Raw genomic sequence first — 12724 nt, 5'->3', positions numbered from 1 at the left:
TGCCGCTTTAGCTCAGCTGGTAGAGCACATCATTCGTAATGATGGGGTCACAGGTTCGAATCCTGTAAGCGGCACCATTCCTTCCTCGCCATTTCTCTTCACACCCAAAGCGGGTTTTTCCGCGCGTGGGGGCTCGCCCATAGCCGCCTCGCGTTCCGTGGCGGCCATTTTGATGGCAGCTTGTTTCCCGATATGAGAAATTGACCGCAACGCTCTCGCTCGCGCGTGAGAGCCGGCATTTCGGAGGAAGCATGCATCGGCGCAATATGGATGTTCTCGTCGTCGGGGCAGGGCCCGTTGGGCTGACGCTCGCGGCCGAGCTCGCCCGCCACGGCGTGCGCTGCCGCATTATCGACCGGCTCGAGAAGCCCTTGCCCTATTGCCGTGCTATCGGCGTGACGCCCCGCAGCCTCGAGGTGCTGGAGGACATGGGCGTCGCCCGGCAGATGGTCGAGGCCGGCGTGTGGATCACCGGCTTGCGCTCGGTCATCAACGGCCAAGTCATTCCGGACAAGATGCGGGATCTCTCCGATCTGCCCTATGGCGAGCTCGGCGTGCCGCAATACGAGACCGAGCGGATCCTGGCCGAGCATCTCGATCGCATAGGGGGCGTCGTCGAGCGGGGCATCGCTCTTGCCGCGCTCCGCCAGACCGAGGAGGGCGTCGCCGTCGCGCTCGAAACGGCCGAAGGTCGCGAGGAGGCCGTCTTCCGTTATGTGATCGGCTGCGACGGTGCCCATAGCGCCGTGCGCCATGCGCTCGACATTCCCTTCGAGGGGGATGCCTATCCCTGGAGTTTCGCCCTCGGCGATGTGGCGATCGATTGGGATCTGCCGCGCGGCATGGCGATGCGCGCGCTGAAGCCCATGGATGACGGCCCGCCGGATATGTTCATCGCCATCCCGCTGCCGGAGCGCAATCGCTATCGGGTCTCCATGCTGGCGCCGCCGGGCATCGAGGTGGGTGGCACCGACCACGGCCTGCAGAGCGAAGGAAAGGTGTCGCTCGTCGAGCTGCAAGCGGTCGCCGATCGGCTCGTTCCTGGGCAGCCGCGTCTCTCCGACCTGCGCTGGGCCTCGCGGTTCCGCATCAGCATGCGACTTGCCGCGCGCTACCGGTCGGGCAATGTCTTCCTCGCAGGCGATGCGGCGCATATCCACCCGCCGACAGGCGGGCAGGGCATGAATACGGGCATCCAGGATGCCTATAACCTCGCCTGGAAACTGGCCCACGTGCTGCGTGGTGCAGCTCCCCCAGCCCTGCTCGACAGCTATGAGACGGAGCGGCGACCGGTCGGCGCCGAGGTCGTCGCCCGCACGCGCGCGCAGAGCGAGAATTACGGCCGCGAGAAGGGGCAGGTCGATCGGCTCGCGGACACGCAGATCCGCGTCGCCTATCGTGGCGGGCCACTCGGCCTGGAGGAGGCCGAAGCCATTCCCGCCGAGGCGCCCCATAAGGGCGACCGTGCGCCCGATGCCTGGGGACTGGCGCAGGATCGGATCGGCTTTCCGCTCAGGCTCTTCGATGTCCTGCGCGGCACCCAGCACGTGCTTCTGGTCTCGACCGACGCCGGTCTCGCGGCGCAGCAGCAGCTGGAGGCGCTCGCCGCCTGGCTGAAGGGCCGCTATGGCCGTCAGGTCAGGCTCGTGGCGATCATGCGCGCCGGCGCCATTGTGCCACCGCTCGTCGAAGTGACGGTGTTGCGCGACGAGGGCGGGGATTTCGCCCGCGCCTATTGGTCGGAACACAATACCGGCTATCTTGTGCGGCCCGACGGTTACATCGCCTACCACGGGCGCCCCTGGACGAAAGAGGGGCTTGCGGCCACGCTCGGACAAATCCTGACCGTCAGGGAGTGACGGCGGCAGATTGACGCGCGGTGCAGCGGCTGGCCTGGCCTCGCCCTTGCTTTACCACCATTGTGATCGGCATGGGCATCGTCGCCTTGCGGAGCGCGCTTGTACCCTGATCCGCAATGGGTCACTCTCGACTGTAGATTCCATGCCAAAAGCATCGCCTTACAGCCCGTCTCCCCTCGTCTCTTTCGTGCGCCACCTCGTCGACCGCGTGCAGCCGGTAGACGACGCGGCCGATGATGTGGCGCGGGAAGAGCGCTTGGCGCTCGCGACCTTGCTCGTCCATATCGCGCGAATCGACGGCATCATCGTGCCGGCCGAATGGCAGCGATTGGAAGATCTCTTTCAGGACGAGTTCGGATTGACGGCGGAGGATGCGGAAGCGCTCGCTGCCGAAGGTGAGATGGCCGACCGCGGCAATGCGGATATCGAAGCGCTGATCGCGCCGCTGCGCCGCAGTCTCGATATTCCCGCTCGGCAGCATCTGCTGCGCCTTGCCTGGGACATCGCCAAGGCGGACGGCGCGATCCGGGAACTCGAAGACGATCTCCTCTGGCGCGCCGCCGCCCTGCTCGGGCTCGACGACGCGGTGGCCGCCGATGTGCGCCGGCAGGCCACGAGCGCGGAGGCCGGCGAGGCGACAGGAGGGATGTGAAAGATGGCACGTGGCCCGTCGACCGAACTGCCCGCCTTCCGTCCGGCAACAGGCCTTCCGGCGGAAAAGCAGCCGGTGCTCATGATCCTGCATCAGGAGCATTCGTCGCCGGGACGCGTGGGACGACTGATCGCCGCGCGCGGACATGCGCTCGACATCCGCCGGCCGCGCTTCGGCGATCCGCTCCCAGAGACGCTCGATGGCCATGACGGCGTGGTGATCTTCGGCGGGCCGATGAGCGCCAATGACGACGAGGACTGGCTCCAGACCGAGATCGACTTCATCGGCCTCCCCCTGAAAGAGAACAAGCCGTTCCTCGGCCTCTGCCTCGGCGCGCAGCTGCTCGTCAAGCATCTGGGCGGCCGGGTCGCGCCCCATCCGCAAGGCCGGGCAGAGATCGGCTATTTCCCCATCCATCCGACCTTTGCGGGGGACGAACTCGCCGCGCGGCTCGGGGCACCCTGGCCTTCCTTCGTCTATCAATGGCACCGGGAAGGGCTCGATGATCCGCCGGGCACCACGGTGCTCGCCACCGGCAACGAGTTTCCGGTGCAGGCGATCAGCGCTGGCGAGGCCGCGGTCGGCCTGCAATTCCACCCGGAAGTGACCCACGCCATGGTCTATCGCTGGACGACGCGCGGTGCGGAGCGCCTGGCGCTGCCCGGCGCCCAGGAAGCGGCGCTGCACCATCGCGGCCGCTTCATGTACGACGCCGCGGTCGCGCGCTGGCTGGACGGCTTTCTCGGGCGCTGGCTCGAAGGCGGGATCTGCGGCGAACTTTCCGCCGCCACCCGCCTCACCGAAACGTCGGTGCGCGAACCGGCCACCGATCCAGCGGCGGTGACCGGCTGAAAGCGCCTGTCCTGCTCAAGGCTGATGAGACGAGCCTCGTCGAGCGCCTGTGGCGGATGCGGGCATGCCCGCATCGCCGATCGGCTTAGCGCGACAAAGTGAAAGGCGCGCCCGATTTGGCGACAACGCCGTTATAGGAGCCACCGCCGCCCTTCATGCGCGCAACGACGGTGCCACGCGAATAGAGATAAACCTCGCCGTCACGCAGGTCCCAAGCATTGACGCTCCGCAGATCGCGGTTGGAACAGCCGGAGGTCGAAGCGCGATAGAGATCGAGCGAAGGGGAGCTCGACAGGGTCATGCGGCAGGAACCGCCGGTTGCCTCGCGGGCCGTCCAGCTTCCGGTGATCGAGGTGCGCGAGGGAGCCGGCGGTGTCGCCGCGCTCGGTGTGCCCAGGCTCGCCACATTGCCCGGCGTCGGCTGGCCCAAGGACGGATCGAGCGGGCCCGGCGCGCCTGGCGGGGGCAAGTTCGGGTCCGCCGCAACCTGGGCGCCCGGGGCCGGGGGAAGCGGGCTCGAAATCACCTCGGGCGCCGGCCCCGTCGGCGCAGGCTCGATGTCGTCGGACCCGCCCGCATAGACGCCGCCGCGCGGCTGACTGGCCACGGCTCCGGGTGATCCGCCGAAGCGATCGGAAGCGCAGGCGCTGAGCCCGAGCAGCATGACAGCCGTTGCCGTCACGGCCCATTTCGATCCAAGTTCACGCACCGTCGACTGCATCCTTCGCGTTCTCCTCCAAACTGACATGCCGTCCAGCAAAGCTCATTACCTTGGTCGGAGATCCGTCATGATGTGCATCAAGCACGGGGCCGCGGCAAGACCGGAGAATTTGCAGCAGTATCAGTGAAAGCCGTTAAAGCAGCCTTATGGGGCCTGCATGTGACGATGAGCAGCGCAATGATTTATTCGGACGAGGGGCGATGCAACCATCGGCCGGTCCTGATCATGCTGCACGGTTCAGGTAACGGTGTTCCGCGCAACAGGCGCCGCGGCGGGCGCCAATCGTATGGCATATAAGGGATAATTCTGATCGGCCTTGACCAGTGGGCCGATTGACGGGGACGAGACGCCGCGTGGAAAATCCCTCCCGTCAGACCTGCCGGGTCACCATCATCTGCTTGATCTCGGCGATGGCTTTTGCCGGATTGAGGCCTTTGGGGCACACATTCGCACAATTCATGATGGTGTGGCAGCGATAGAGCCGGAAGGGGTCTTCCAGCTGGTCGAGCCGGTCGCCCGTCGCCTCGTCGCGGCTGTCGATGAGCCAACGATAGGCCTGCAGCAGCGCCGCCGGGCCGAGATAACGGTCGCCGTTCCACCAGTAGCTCGGACAGGAGGTGGAGCAGCAGGCGCACAGGATGCACTCGTAGAGGCCATCGAGCTTCTGGCGATCCTCGTGGCTCTGGCGCCATTCCTTCTCGGGGGTCGGGCTCGAGGTCTGCAGCCAGGGCTCGATGAAGGCATGCTGGGCATAGAAGCGCGTGAGATCCGGCACGAGGTCCTTCACCACCGGCATATGCGGCAGGGGATAGATCTTCACGACGCCCTTGCGGGCCACCTCGTCGATGCCCTTGGTGCAGGCGAGCGTATTGGCGCCGCCGATATTCATGGCGCAGGAGCCGCAGATGCCCTCGCGGCAGGACCGCCGGAAGGTCAGTGTCGGGTCGATCTTGTTCTTGATCCAGATGATGGCGTCGAGGACCATCGGGCCGCAGTCGTCCCGATCGACGTGATAGGTGTCGATGCGCGGGTTCGCTCCGGTGTCCGGATCCCAGCGATAGACACGAAATTCCGTCGTATGGGCGGCGCCGTTCGGCTTCGGCCAAACCTTGCCTTCGGTCATCCGGGAGTTTTTGGGGAGGGCGAATTCGGCCATTGTGTCAGGTCCTGGGAGCCCCGGGGGCTCGGCATGCGCGTCAGTACACCCGCGCCTTCGGCTCGATATATTGGATCTCGTTCGACATCGTGTAGGTGTGCACCGGCCGGTAATCGATAGTGACGGTCTGTTTCGTCACATCGGCCCAGGTCAGCGTGTGCTTCATCCAGGCGGTGTCGTCGCGGTTGGCATAATCCTCGCGGGCATGGGCGCCACGGCTCTCCTTGCGGTTGGCCGCGCCTTCCATCGTCACCACCGCCTGGGCGATGAGATTGTCGAATTCCATCGTCTCGATGAGATCGGAATTCCAAATGAGCGAACGGTCGCTGACGCGGATGTCGGCAGAGCCCTTCCAAACTTCCTGGATGAGCGTGCGGCCTTCCTCCAGCACCTCGCCGGTGCGGAACACGGCGCAGTTGTTCTGCATGGTGCGCTGCATCTGCAGCCTGAGCTCGGCGGTCGGCGTGCCGCCGTCGGCATACCGGAAGCGGTCGAGCCGGCCGAGTGCGAGATCGGCAGAGCCCTTCGGCAATTCGGCATGCTTCTCGCCGGGCTTGACGATCTCGGCGGCACGCAGCCCCGCGGCGCGACCGAAAACGACGAGGTCGATCAGGGAATTGGAGCCGAGGCGGTTGGCTCCGTGCACGGAAACGCAGGCCGCTTCGCCGATGGCCATGAGGCCGGGCACCACATAGTCCGGATTGCCGTCCCTGAGCGTGAGGACTTCGCCGTGGAAGTTCGTGGGAATGCCGCCCATGTTGTAGTGCACGGTCGGCAGAACCGGGATCGGCTCCCTCGTCACGTCGACACCGGCGAAGATCTTGGCCGATTCCGAGATGCCGGGCAGGCGCTCGTGCAGCACCGCCGGGTCGAGATGGTCGAGGTGCAGGAAGATGTGGTCCTTGTCCTTGCCGACCCCACGGCCCTCGCGGATCTCCATGGTCATGGAGCGCGAGACCATGTCGCGCGGCGCGAGATCCTTCACCGATGGTGCATAGCGCTCCATGAAGCGCTCACCCTCGGAATTGGTGAGATAGCCGCCCTCGCCGCGGGCACCCTCGGTGATCAGGCAGCCCGATCCGTAGATGCCCGTGGGATGGAACTGCACGAATTCCATGTCCTGCAGCGGCAGGCCGGCGCGCAGCACCATGGCATTGCCATCGCCGGTGCAGGTATGGGCTGACGTCGCCGAGAAATAGGCGCGGCCATAGCCGCCCGTCGCCAGGATGACGAGATGGGCGCGGAAGCGGTGGATCGTGCCGTCGTCCATCTTGAGCGCCACCACGCCGCGGCAGCGGCCATCCTCATCCATGATGAGGTCGATGGCGAAATATTCGATGAAGAACTCGGTGTTGTTCCTCACCGCCTGACCGTAGAGCGTATGCAGGATGGCATGGCCGGTGCGGTCGGCGGCGGCGCAGGTGCGCTGAGCGGGCGGGCCCTTGCCGAAATCCGTCGTCATGCCGCCGAACGGCCGCTGGTAGATCCGCCCGTCGACCGTGCGCGAGAATGGCACGCCCCAATGCTCCAGCTCATAGACGGCCGCCGGGGCATTGCGCACGAGATATTCGATGGAATCCTGATCGCCCAGCCAGTCCGACCCCTTGACGGTGTCGTACATGTGCCACTGCCAGTTGTCCGGCCCCATATTGGCGAGCGAGGCGGCAACGCCGCCCTGGGCCGCAACCGTGTGGGAGCGCGTCGGGAAGACTTTCGTGATGCAGGCGGTGCGCAGCCCAGCCTGGCTGCAGCCGACGGTGGCGCGGAGGCCCGCGCCGCCGGCCCCGACGATCACCACGTCGAAGGTGTGGTCGGTAACCGGATAGGCTTGGCCGTTGATGGCCGGCTTCGCCGCGCCGTTGTCCCCGCCGTTCATCCGCGCCTCAGCCATGGCTCACATCCCGAAAGCTATTTTGAGCACCGCGAAAATGGCCGATGCCGCAACGATGATGGCGAAGAAGGTGTTGGCCAGCACCGCGACCACCTTCGCGCCGCCATGAACATAGTCCTCGATGATGACCTGCATGCCGATGCGCATGTGGATGGTCACCGAGATCACCAGAAGGAGGAGCAGGATCGCGACCAGCGGCTGGCCGATCAACGCGCGGGCCGAGCCGAAGTCGCTGCCCGGCATGAGCGCGACGATAATGACGAAGGAGAGCACAAGCGGAATATTGGCGATCGCCGTCAGGCGCTGCCGCCAGAAATGCTCGGTGCCGGATTTCGCGGAGCCGAGGCCACGAACGCGGCTGATCGGCGTGCGGATCTTGAAGTCGAACTCGCTCACGCCTCGCCTCCTCAGCGCAACGACAGGGCGACGATCCAGGTGAGGAGCGTCAGGGCAATGGAGCCGATGAGGGTTCCGCGAGCGAGATTGAGCCGCTCTGCCGGCCCGAAGCCGCGGCCGGTATCCCAGACGAGATGGCGAACGCCACCAAGACAATGGTGGAAGATCACCCAGGTATAGCCGAACAGTACGAGATAGCCGAACCAGGAGCCGAACAGCCATTGCGCGGTGGCGAAAGCCTCAGGCCCGCTCGCCAGGGCGACGAGCCAGTAGACGAGCAGGATCGTGCCGCCATAAAGGGCCATGGCCGTCGCGCGGTGGAAGACGGACATCGCCATCGTCCAGGTCCAACGCCAGACTTGCAGATGCGGGGAGAGCGGCCGGCTCGTTGCCGGTCCGGTCGCGGGCGCTTTCGCCTCGGCCATGGTCGGGTCTCCGGGGACCTCTCGAAAGGACAGTCTAGAGCTGATCGAAGCTGGGCGGTTGGTACTCAATATATGGCGCAATCGCAATGCGGTAAGGACCGGCGGCGGTGACAATTTTCGAAAAATGTCATTCGCGGCGTGCCGCTACCAGCCCAATTTTGGAAATTCCGATGCAATCACAGGCTCTTGGCCGGAACTGTCGGCCAGGGCCTCTTGCGAGCCGCCAAAAGCGCAAGGCCGTTGAGAATGTCGACTGCAGCCGCGAGCTTCGCACGAGCAGCAAAATCATCCGGTGCCGCGGGCGCACAGCCGTCGCCGGCTACGACGACGCGATAGCCGCGTTCGGCGGCCTCTCTCAACGCCGCGCCGAGGGCGCCGTCGTGGTTGCTGCCGCAGAAAACGAGGGTCGTGATGCCGGCCGCCGTCAGGCGTGAATCGAGCGCCGTGCTGCCGAAGACAGAGGGGCTCGACCGGCGGATGACCGGCTCGCCCCCTTCTCGAGTTCCGTCTGCCGCGCTTATGCGGACGCGCGGCATGTCGGCGTCCCGCCAGCCGGCGAGCAGACCGGCGACGGCCACAGCGGCGGCCGCGTCAAGCTGGTCGACGGGCTCGATGATGACGAGCGCGGTATCCTGCGGAAGGCGAACCGGCTGGCCCATTCATCCCGTCCTCTCGGTGCAAGGCTGCCGCTCACAGAGCCGGCAGGTCGAGGCCGTGCCGCGCACAGGCGGCCGTCAGCGTGTTGCGCAGGAGGCAGGCGATGGTCATCGGGCCGACACCGCCCGGCACCGGCGTGATCGCCCGGGCCTTCGCCGCCGCGGCTTCGAAGGCGACATCGCCGACGAGGCGCGTCTTGTCCGGGCCGAGATCGGGCGCGGGCACGCGGTTGATGCCGACATCGATGACGACGGCGCCTTCTTTCACATGGTCGGCGCCGAGCATCTCCGGCCGGCCGACTGCCGCCACCAGGATATCGGCGCGCCGGCAGACGGCGGCAAGGTCGCGGGTGCGCGAATGGGCTATCGTCACGGTGGCGTTCTCCTGGAGAAGGAGCTGCGCCACCGGCTTGCCCACCAGGTTCGAGCGGCCGACGATGACGGCCTCTGCTCCCGCCACATCGGGCAGCACCGATTTGACGAGCAGCATGGCGCCGAGCGGCGTGCAGGGCACGAGGCCGCGGCGGCCGCTTGCGAGCCGGCCGGCGCTGATATCGGTGAGGCCGTCGACATCCTTCGCCGGATCGATTTTCGCGATGACGGGCGCGGCGTCGAGCCCCGCCGGCAGCGGCAACTGCACCAGGATGCCATCGACCGCCTCGTCAGCATTGAGCCGGGCAACGAGGGATTCGAGCTCGTGCTGGCTCGTGGTCGCCGGCAGGCGATGCTCGAAGGAGCGCATGCCCGCCTCGATGGTCTGTTTCGCCTTCGAGCGCACATAAACCTGGCTCGCCGGATCGTCGCCGACGAGAACGACGGCAAGGCCGGGCACGACACCTCGTCCCGCCAGATCGGCCACGGCCTTCTTGATGCGCTCGCGCAGGTTCTGGGCAAAGGCTTTTCCGTCGATGATCGCGGCGCTCATGAAGCGGCTCCTTGAGGGCTGAGCGGGGCGGTGAGGCCGAGAGCTTCGCCGAGCGCTGCGACGATAACCGTCGGCTCGCCGGAGAGTTCGACCGTCTTGAGGCGCATCTTATGGCCGCCCGCCAGGCGTGCGGCGGACGCGGGCAGGCCGGTTGCGCGGGCGAGCATCGCGGTCAGGGCCGCATTGGCCGCACCATCCTCCGCCGCGGCGCGGACGCGTGCCTTCACGACGGTGCGGCCGTCCGAGAGAACGGCAATCCCGTCAAGCCCGTCGCGACCACCCCGCGGCGTCAGGCGCACGGCGACGGCGAGGCCGGTGGCCGTCTTCCGCCAGGGAAGATCAGGATCAAAAAACCAGTCGGAAGGCATATTCCTGGATCAAGCTCGAGATGAACCACAGGAGAAGCAGCAGAACGATCGGCGAAATGTCCACGCCGCCGAGATTGGGCAGGATGTTGCGGATCGGTCTCAGGGCGGGTTCGGTGACCTGATAGAGGAAATTACCGATGGCATGGACGATGCCATTGCGCGGATTGATCACATTGAAGGCGATCAACCAGCTCATGACCGCTGCGGCGATGATGATCCAGGTGTAGATATTGATGATCGTGAGAACGAGATTGATGAGGGAGATCATGGGCCCGCCTGCCGTTGCATCCTCTGGCCTGTGTAACCGCCAGCCCTCTCGCACACAAGAATAGTGCGCGGCTATCGGAGCCGCGTTCCATGCAGAGCACTGCCCGCGCTTGCGGGCGCCGCAGCCGAAGGGCAGCCGGTGCGCGTGCCATCGATCACGACGATTGACAGATCCCGTCGGCGCGCCCTACAAGGCGCGGACTTGCCAAGTCGGGGCTGTAGCTCAGTTGGGAGAGCGCTGCAATCGCACTGCAGAGGTCAGGGGTTCGAATCCCCTCAGCTCCACCAGCCTAACCCAGGCTGTTGGATTTCGGAAAAAACGCCGTCAGTTGGTTGGTCGTGCTGGTCGTCCACAAAGGTGGTGCAGATCGGCATCGAACCGGATGGGGCGGCGACGCGAACATCTCCCGCTTTGCGAAAGCGTATTGGCCGCGCGTCCGCGTGCCGGACGAGCTGCGGCGGATCCTCGGCAAGGCGAGATCGACGCTCGCTGCGGACATCAGACGCCGTTGAGGCCAAGCGCCGGGTCCGCATCGAGCGGATCAAAGTCGAGGCGGAGTTCGACGAGGCGCGGCGCCAGCTGACTGCCCGCGCACCCGCTACGGAACAAACCTCACCGATCGAGCTGAGCGTGGGGGCGCGACGTGGCGGAGCGAATGACGCAGGAGGTTGTCGAGGGGCTGGGCTTGTTTCGCCTCTACCTGAGTCATCCTGTGCAGCTCAAAGTGTGCTTTCGGGACGGTCCGGCCCTCATCAGCGTCCGTGAGGGGGGAAGGGAGTCCAAGACTGGCACGGGTATCGGCCGCTTTGCGCCACGGGCGCACATCCCCCGTGCTGGTCTTCAGGCGCGGTTCCAGCCATAGCGCTTGCGCAGGTCGGCCAGGTTGGCGGTAATGCGGGCAATGGCGGGGCCCGTCTGTTCCTGCTCCGCGAAATGCCGTCCTTTGGGCGTGCGCAGGAACACCTCCGCTGCTTCGCTTGAAACCTCCAGATCGTATCCCGTCTCCAGCCAGATCGCATTGCCATGGGCATCGAGGCGGACCAGAGGGCTGCCCTTGGCAAAGAAGCTGTTCGACGCATAGGTCTGGAGCCGAACGATGCGGTCATCGCTGAATTGGATGTGCTGCATGGCTAGCAGGTGCTCGTCGCCATAGCGAATGTCGAGCACGATGGAGCCGGTGTCGGTCTCCGCATCATAGCCGATCGATGGCACGTCCACGCCGCTGATGATGGCGAATCACCACGCATTGTTATACTCGACGAAGAACCGCAGGGACATGCGTTCGGCATCCGCCAGCGTGGTCTGGAGATAGCCGTCGTCGGCATCGAACAGGTCCATGTCGAAGTGACAGTTCCTGTACATGTCGCGGAAGCGGCGCAGCATCTCGAGACGCGCAGCGCTGTGTTCGGACTGATGCCTCATTTGTCCCCCGATCCAACGCAAGCCGGCCCCCTCGACCTGCCTGCGAGACATATCATGACGGAGCCGTACAGGCAGCCCCAGGTGCGCGTGCGGGGCCGCTCACTCGCCGTCTCCGAGTAACGCGCTCGGGCAAGGCAGAGGCTCGCAGCGCCCATCGAATTGCGTGAGCTGCATGGCGTTTATCCTGTAGGGCTCGGGGAGTTATGGCGCGGCGTCACTGGCACGAACCGAAGGTCAGGAATTCGGAAGCGGCAAGCGATATCTTCCAGGTACGCGCGCCGGCGAGCATCTGGAAGAAGTTTGGTGGTGTGCTGATCGCCTCAGTTGCGATAGGCAGGATTGGGATATCGGCCGTAGCTCGGCACACAATAGACGCGACCCCAGGCGCTGTGCCGACAGATGCCGCCGCGCGGGCCCATCCACCAATCGATGAACAGGGTTGCCATGGTGCCCTCGTTCGGCGGCGTGCCCTGCAACAGCCGCACTGAATAGCTCAGCGTATTGCCATCGAGCCTGGGCGAGGTGAGTTCGACGACCGACAGCACTTCCTTCCCATCGACGATAGTGCTCAAGGTCGCGTTCGGCGGATCCTTCTCCATGCTGTCCTTGCCCTGGTTCCAGTTACCGACGAAGGACTGCGTGTCCACACTGCCTGTCATGCGGTCAGGACGATCCGCGAACATGACCGTCTTGGGATTGATCCCCTTCAGGGTCAGAGTTTTTCCATTGAAGCTCGTTTGCGCGGCGCTTTGAACCAGCAGCCAATCGGCGGCTGGCATCTCGAAGCTGCTGTTGTCCTGAGTCGCTGTTGTCTGGGCTTGCGCGGAAACGGTCGCACAAAAAACCGATAGAATTGCGCCGCACACAAAGTTTTTCATGGCATACGCCCTTTCGCTGTCACTGTATTTCTGTATTTCTTTTGCCGGCCGTCGTGCCGTGTCCACCAACACTAGAGCTTTCGGGATGCGCCAAACCTCACGGCCGAGCGGCGCAACCGGCGGCCTTTAGATACGGAACCACGGCGCGCGGAATATAGGCGAGGCGTTCGAGCCGATACGTCACGGATTCAACTCACCGAAGACCCTGGTATTGGATAAGGTTAATATGATGGCGGGCAAGTCTGCGGACGCAAA

At 65.2% G+C, this 12724-nt stretch carries 16 protein-coding genes and 2 tRNA genes; 6 read left to right on the top strand and 12 right to left on the bottom strand.

Annotation, left to right across the window (positions count from 1 at the left end):
* Position 1: 1 nt before the first annotated feature.
* The 4 genes from ACFQU1_RS00175 (at position 2) to ACFQU1_RS00160 (ending at position 3363) form a co-directional block, all read left to right on the top strand.
* Positions 2–77: transfer RNA gene (locus ACFQU1_RS00175), tRNA-Thr, on the top strand.
* A 174-nt stretch (positions 78–251) separates the two neighbouring features.
* Complete coding sequence (locus ACFQU1_RS00170) at positions 252–1859, top strand: FAD-dependent monooxygenase (protein ID WP_378128186.1); 1608 nt, start codon at positions 252–254, stop codon at positions 1857–1859.
* A 142-nt stretch (positions 1860–2001) separates the two neighbouring features.
* Complete coding sequence (locus ACFQU1_RS00165) at positions 2002–2511, top strand: TerB family tellurite resistance protein (protein WP_378128185.1); 510 nt, start codon at positions 2002–2004, stop codon at positions 2509–2511.
* Between the two features lie 3 nt (positions 2512–2514).
* Positions 2515–3363 carry a glutamine amidotransferase gene (locus ACFQU1_RS00160; protein WP_378128184.1) on the top strand — a complete coding sequence of 283 codons (849 nt, stop codon included), beginning with the start codon at positions 2515–2517 and terminating at the stop codon, positions 3361–3363.
* Between the two features lie 85 nt (positions 3364–3448).
* On the opposite strand, the gene ACFQU1_RS00155 is transcribed toward ACFQU1_RS00160, so the two are convergent.
* The 9 genes from ACFQU1_RS00155 to ACFQU1_RS00115 all read right to left on the bottom strand — a co-directional run bounded on the left by ACFQU1_RS00155 (position 3449) and on the right by ACFQU1_RS00115 (position 10169).
* Positions 3449–4084 carry an AprI/Inh family metalloprotease inhibitor gene (locus ACFQU1_RS00155; RefSeq protein WP_378128183.1) on the bottom strand — a complete coding sequence of 212 codons (636 nt, stop codon included), beginning with the start codon at positions 4082–4084 and terminating at the stop codon, positions 3449–3451.
* 370 nt (positions 4085–4454) lie between these two features.
* Positions 4455–5240 (bottom strand): succinate dehydrogenase iron-sulfur subunit, encoded by a 786-nt coding sequence (locus ACFQU1_RS00150; RefSeq protein ID WP_378128182.1) that lies wholly within the window; start codon positions 5238–5240, stop codon positions 4455–4457.
* A 40-nt stretch (positions 5241–5280) separates the two neighbouring features.
* Positions 5281–7116 (bottom strand): succinate dehydrogenase flavoprotein subunit, encoded by a 1836-nt coding sequence (gene sdhA, locus ACFQU1_RS00145; RefSeq protein ID WP_378129684.1) that lies wholly within the window; start codon positions 7114–7116, stop codon positions 5281–5283.
* A gap of 18 nt (positions 7117–7134) precedes the next feature.
* Positions 7135–7527, bottom strand: coding sequence for a succinate dehydrogenase, hydrophobic membrane anchor protein (sdhD, locus tag ACFQU1_RS00140; protein WP_378128181.1), 393 nt, complete (start codon positions 7525–7527; stop codon positions 7135–7137).
* A gap of 11 nt (positions 7528–7538) precedes the next feature.
* A complete protein-coding gene (sdhC, locus tag ACFQU1_RS00135) occupies positions 7539–7952 on the bottom strand; it encodes a succinate dehydrogenase, cytochrome b556 subunit (RefSeq protein ID WP_378128180.1) in 414 nt (137 codons plus the stop codon).
* A gap of 176 nt (positions 7953–8128) precedes the next feature.
* Positions 8129–8611, bottom strand: coding sequence for an isochorismatase family protein (locus ACFQU1_RS00130; protein ID WP_378128179.1), 483 nt, complete (start codon positions 8609–8611; stop codon positions 8129–8131).
* Between the two features lie 31 nt (positions 8612–8642).
* Entirely contained in the window at positions 8643–9533 is an 891-nt protein-coding gene (folD, locus tag ACFQU1_RS00125; RefSeq protein ID WP_378128178.1) for a bifunctional methylenetetrahydrofolate dehydrogenase/methenyltetrahydrofolate cyclohydrolase FolD, read from the bottom strand.
* The gene (locus ACFQU1_RS00120) at positions 9530–9901 is read right to left on the bottom strand and encodes a DUF167 family protein (RefSeq protein ID WP_378128177.1); all 372 of its coding nucleotides are present in this window, start codon (positions 9899–9901) and stop codon (positions 9530–9532) included. The genes folD and ACFQU1_RS00120 overlap by 4 nt, the downstream gene beginning before the upstream one ends.
* Positions 9879–10169: a YggT family protein gene (locus ACFQU1_RS00115; protein ID WP_378128176.1), complete on the bottom strand. Its 291-nt coding sequence runs from the start codon at positions 10167–10169 to the stop codon at positions 9879–9881. Before ACFQU1_RS00115 ends, ACFQU1_RS00120 begins: the two co-directional genes overlap by 23 nt.
* Positions 10170–10380: 211 nt before the next feature.
* Between ACFQU1_RS00115 and ACFQU1_RS00110 the strand changes: the two genes are divergently transcribed.
* Together ACFQU1_RS00110 and ACFQU1_RS00105 are read left to right on the top strand one after the other, a co-directional pair.
* Positions 10381–10456 (top strand) — tRNA-Ala (locus ACFQU1_RS00110).
* 70 nt (positions 10457–10526) lie between these two features.
* Positions 10527–10934 (top strand): DUF6538 domain-containing protein, encoded by a 408-nt coding sequence (locus ACFQU1_RS00105; RefSeq protein ID WP_378128175.1) that lies wholly within the window; start codon positions 10527–10529, stop codon positions 10932–10934.
* Between the two features lie 75 nt (positions 10935–11009).
* On the opposite strand, the gene ACFQU1_RS00100 is transcribed toward ACFQU1_RS00105, so the two are convergent.
* From ACFQU1_RS00100 to ACFQU1_RS00090, 3 genes are all read right to left on the bottom strand, one after another.
* The gene (locus ACFQU1_RS00100) at positions 11010–11381 is read right to left on the bottom strand and encodes a hypothetical protein (protein WP_378128174.1); all 372 of its coding nucleotides are present in this window, start codon (positions 11379–11381) and stop codon (positions 11010–11012) included.
* A 24-nt stretch (positions 11382–11405) separates the two neighbouring features.
* Entirely contained in the window at positions 11406–11591 is a 186-nt protein-coding gene (locus tag ACFQU1_RS00095) for a hypothetical protein (RefSeq protein ID WP_378128173.1), read from the bottom strand.
* A gap of 320 nt (positions 11592–11911) precedes the next feature.
* Positions 11912–12469 carry a hypothetical protein gene (locus ACFQU1_RS00090; RefSeq protein WP_378128172.1) on the bottom strand — a complete coding sequence of 186 codons (558 nt, stop codon included), beginning with the start codon at positions 12467–12469 and terminating at the stop codon, positions 11912–11914.
* Positions 12470–12724: the final 255 nt, after the last annotated feature.

The organism is Chelatococcus sp. GCM10030263, from assembly GCF_042666455.1.
Classification (GTDB): domain Bacteria; phylum Pseudomonadota; class Alphaproteobacteria; order Rhizobiales; family Beijerinckiaceae; genus Chelatococcus.
Note: the sequence above shows the minus strand (reverse complement) of the source record. Positions and strands in the feature narration are given on the sequence as shown.

Bases quoted from the DNA above. Each gene is read 5' to 3' on its own strand.
- ACFQU1_RS00170 (WP_378128186.1), top strand. From the start codon at position 252: ATGCATCGGCGCAATATGGATGTTCTCGTCGTCGGGGCAGGGCCCGTT.
- ACFQU1_RS00165 (WP_378128185.1), top strand. From the start codon at position 2,002: ATGCCAAAAGCATCGCCTTACAGCCCGTCTCCCCTCGTCTCTTTCGTG.
- ACFQU1_RS00160 (WP_378128184.1), top strand. From the start codon at position 2,515: ATGGCACGTGGCCCGTCGACCGAACTGCCCGCCTTCCGTCCGGCAACA.
- ACFQU1_RS00155 (WP_378128183.1), bottom strand. From the start codon at position 4,084: ATGCAGTCGACGGTGCGTGAACTTGGATCGAAATGGGCCGTGACGGCA.
- ACFQU1_RS00150 (WP_378128182.1), bottom strand. From the start codon at position 5,240: ATGGCCGAATTCGCCCTCCCCAAAAACTCCCGGATGACCGAAGGCAAG.
- sdhA (WP_378129684.1), bottom strand. From the start codon at position 7,116: ATGAACGGCGGGGACAACGGCGCGGCGAAGCCGGCCATCAACGGCCAA.
- sdhC (WP_378128180.1), bottom strand. From the start codon at position 7,952: ATGGCCGAGGCGAAAGCGCCCGCGACCGGACCGGCAACGAGCCGGCCG.
- ACFQU1_RS00130 (WP_378128179.1), bottom strand. From the start codon at position 8,611: ATGGGCCAGCCGGTTCGCCTTCCGCAGGATACCGCGCTCGTCATCATC.
- folD (WP_378128178.1), bottom strand. From the start codon at position 9,533: ATGAGCGCCGCGATCATCGACGGAAAAGCCTTTGCCCAGAACCTGCGC.
- ACFQU1_RS00120 (WP_378128177.1), bottom strand. From the start codon at position 9,901: ATGCCTTCCGACTGGTTTTTTGATCCTGATCTTCCCTGGCGGAAGACG.
- ACFQU1_RS00115 (WP_378128176.1), bottom strand. From the start codon at position 10,169: ATGATCTCCCTCATCAATCTCGTTCTCACGATCATCAATATCTACACC.
- ACFQU1_RS00095 (WP_378128173.1), bottom strand. From the start codon at position 11,591: ATGAGGCATCAGTCCGAACACAGCGCTGCGCGTCTCGAGATGCTGCGC.
- ACFQU1_RS00090 (WP_378128172.1), bottom strand. From the start codon at position 12,469: ATGAAAAACTTTGTGTGCGGCGCAATTCTATCGGTTTTTTGTGCGACC.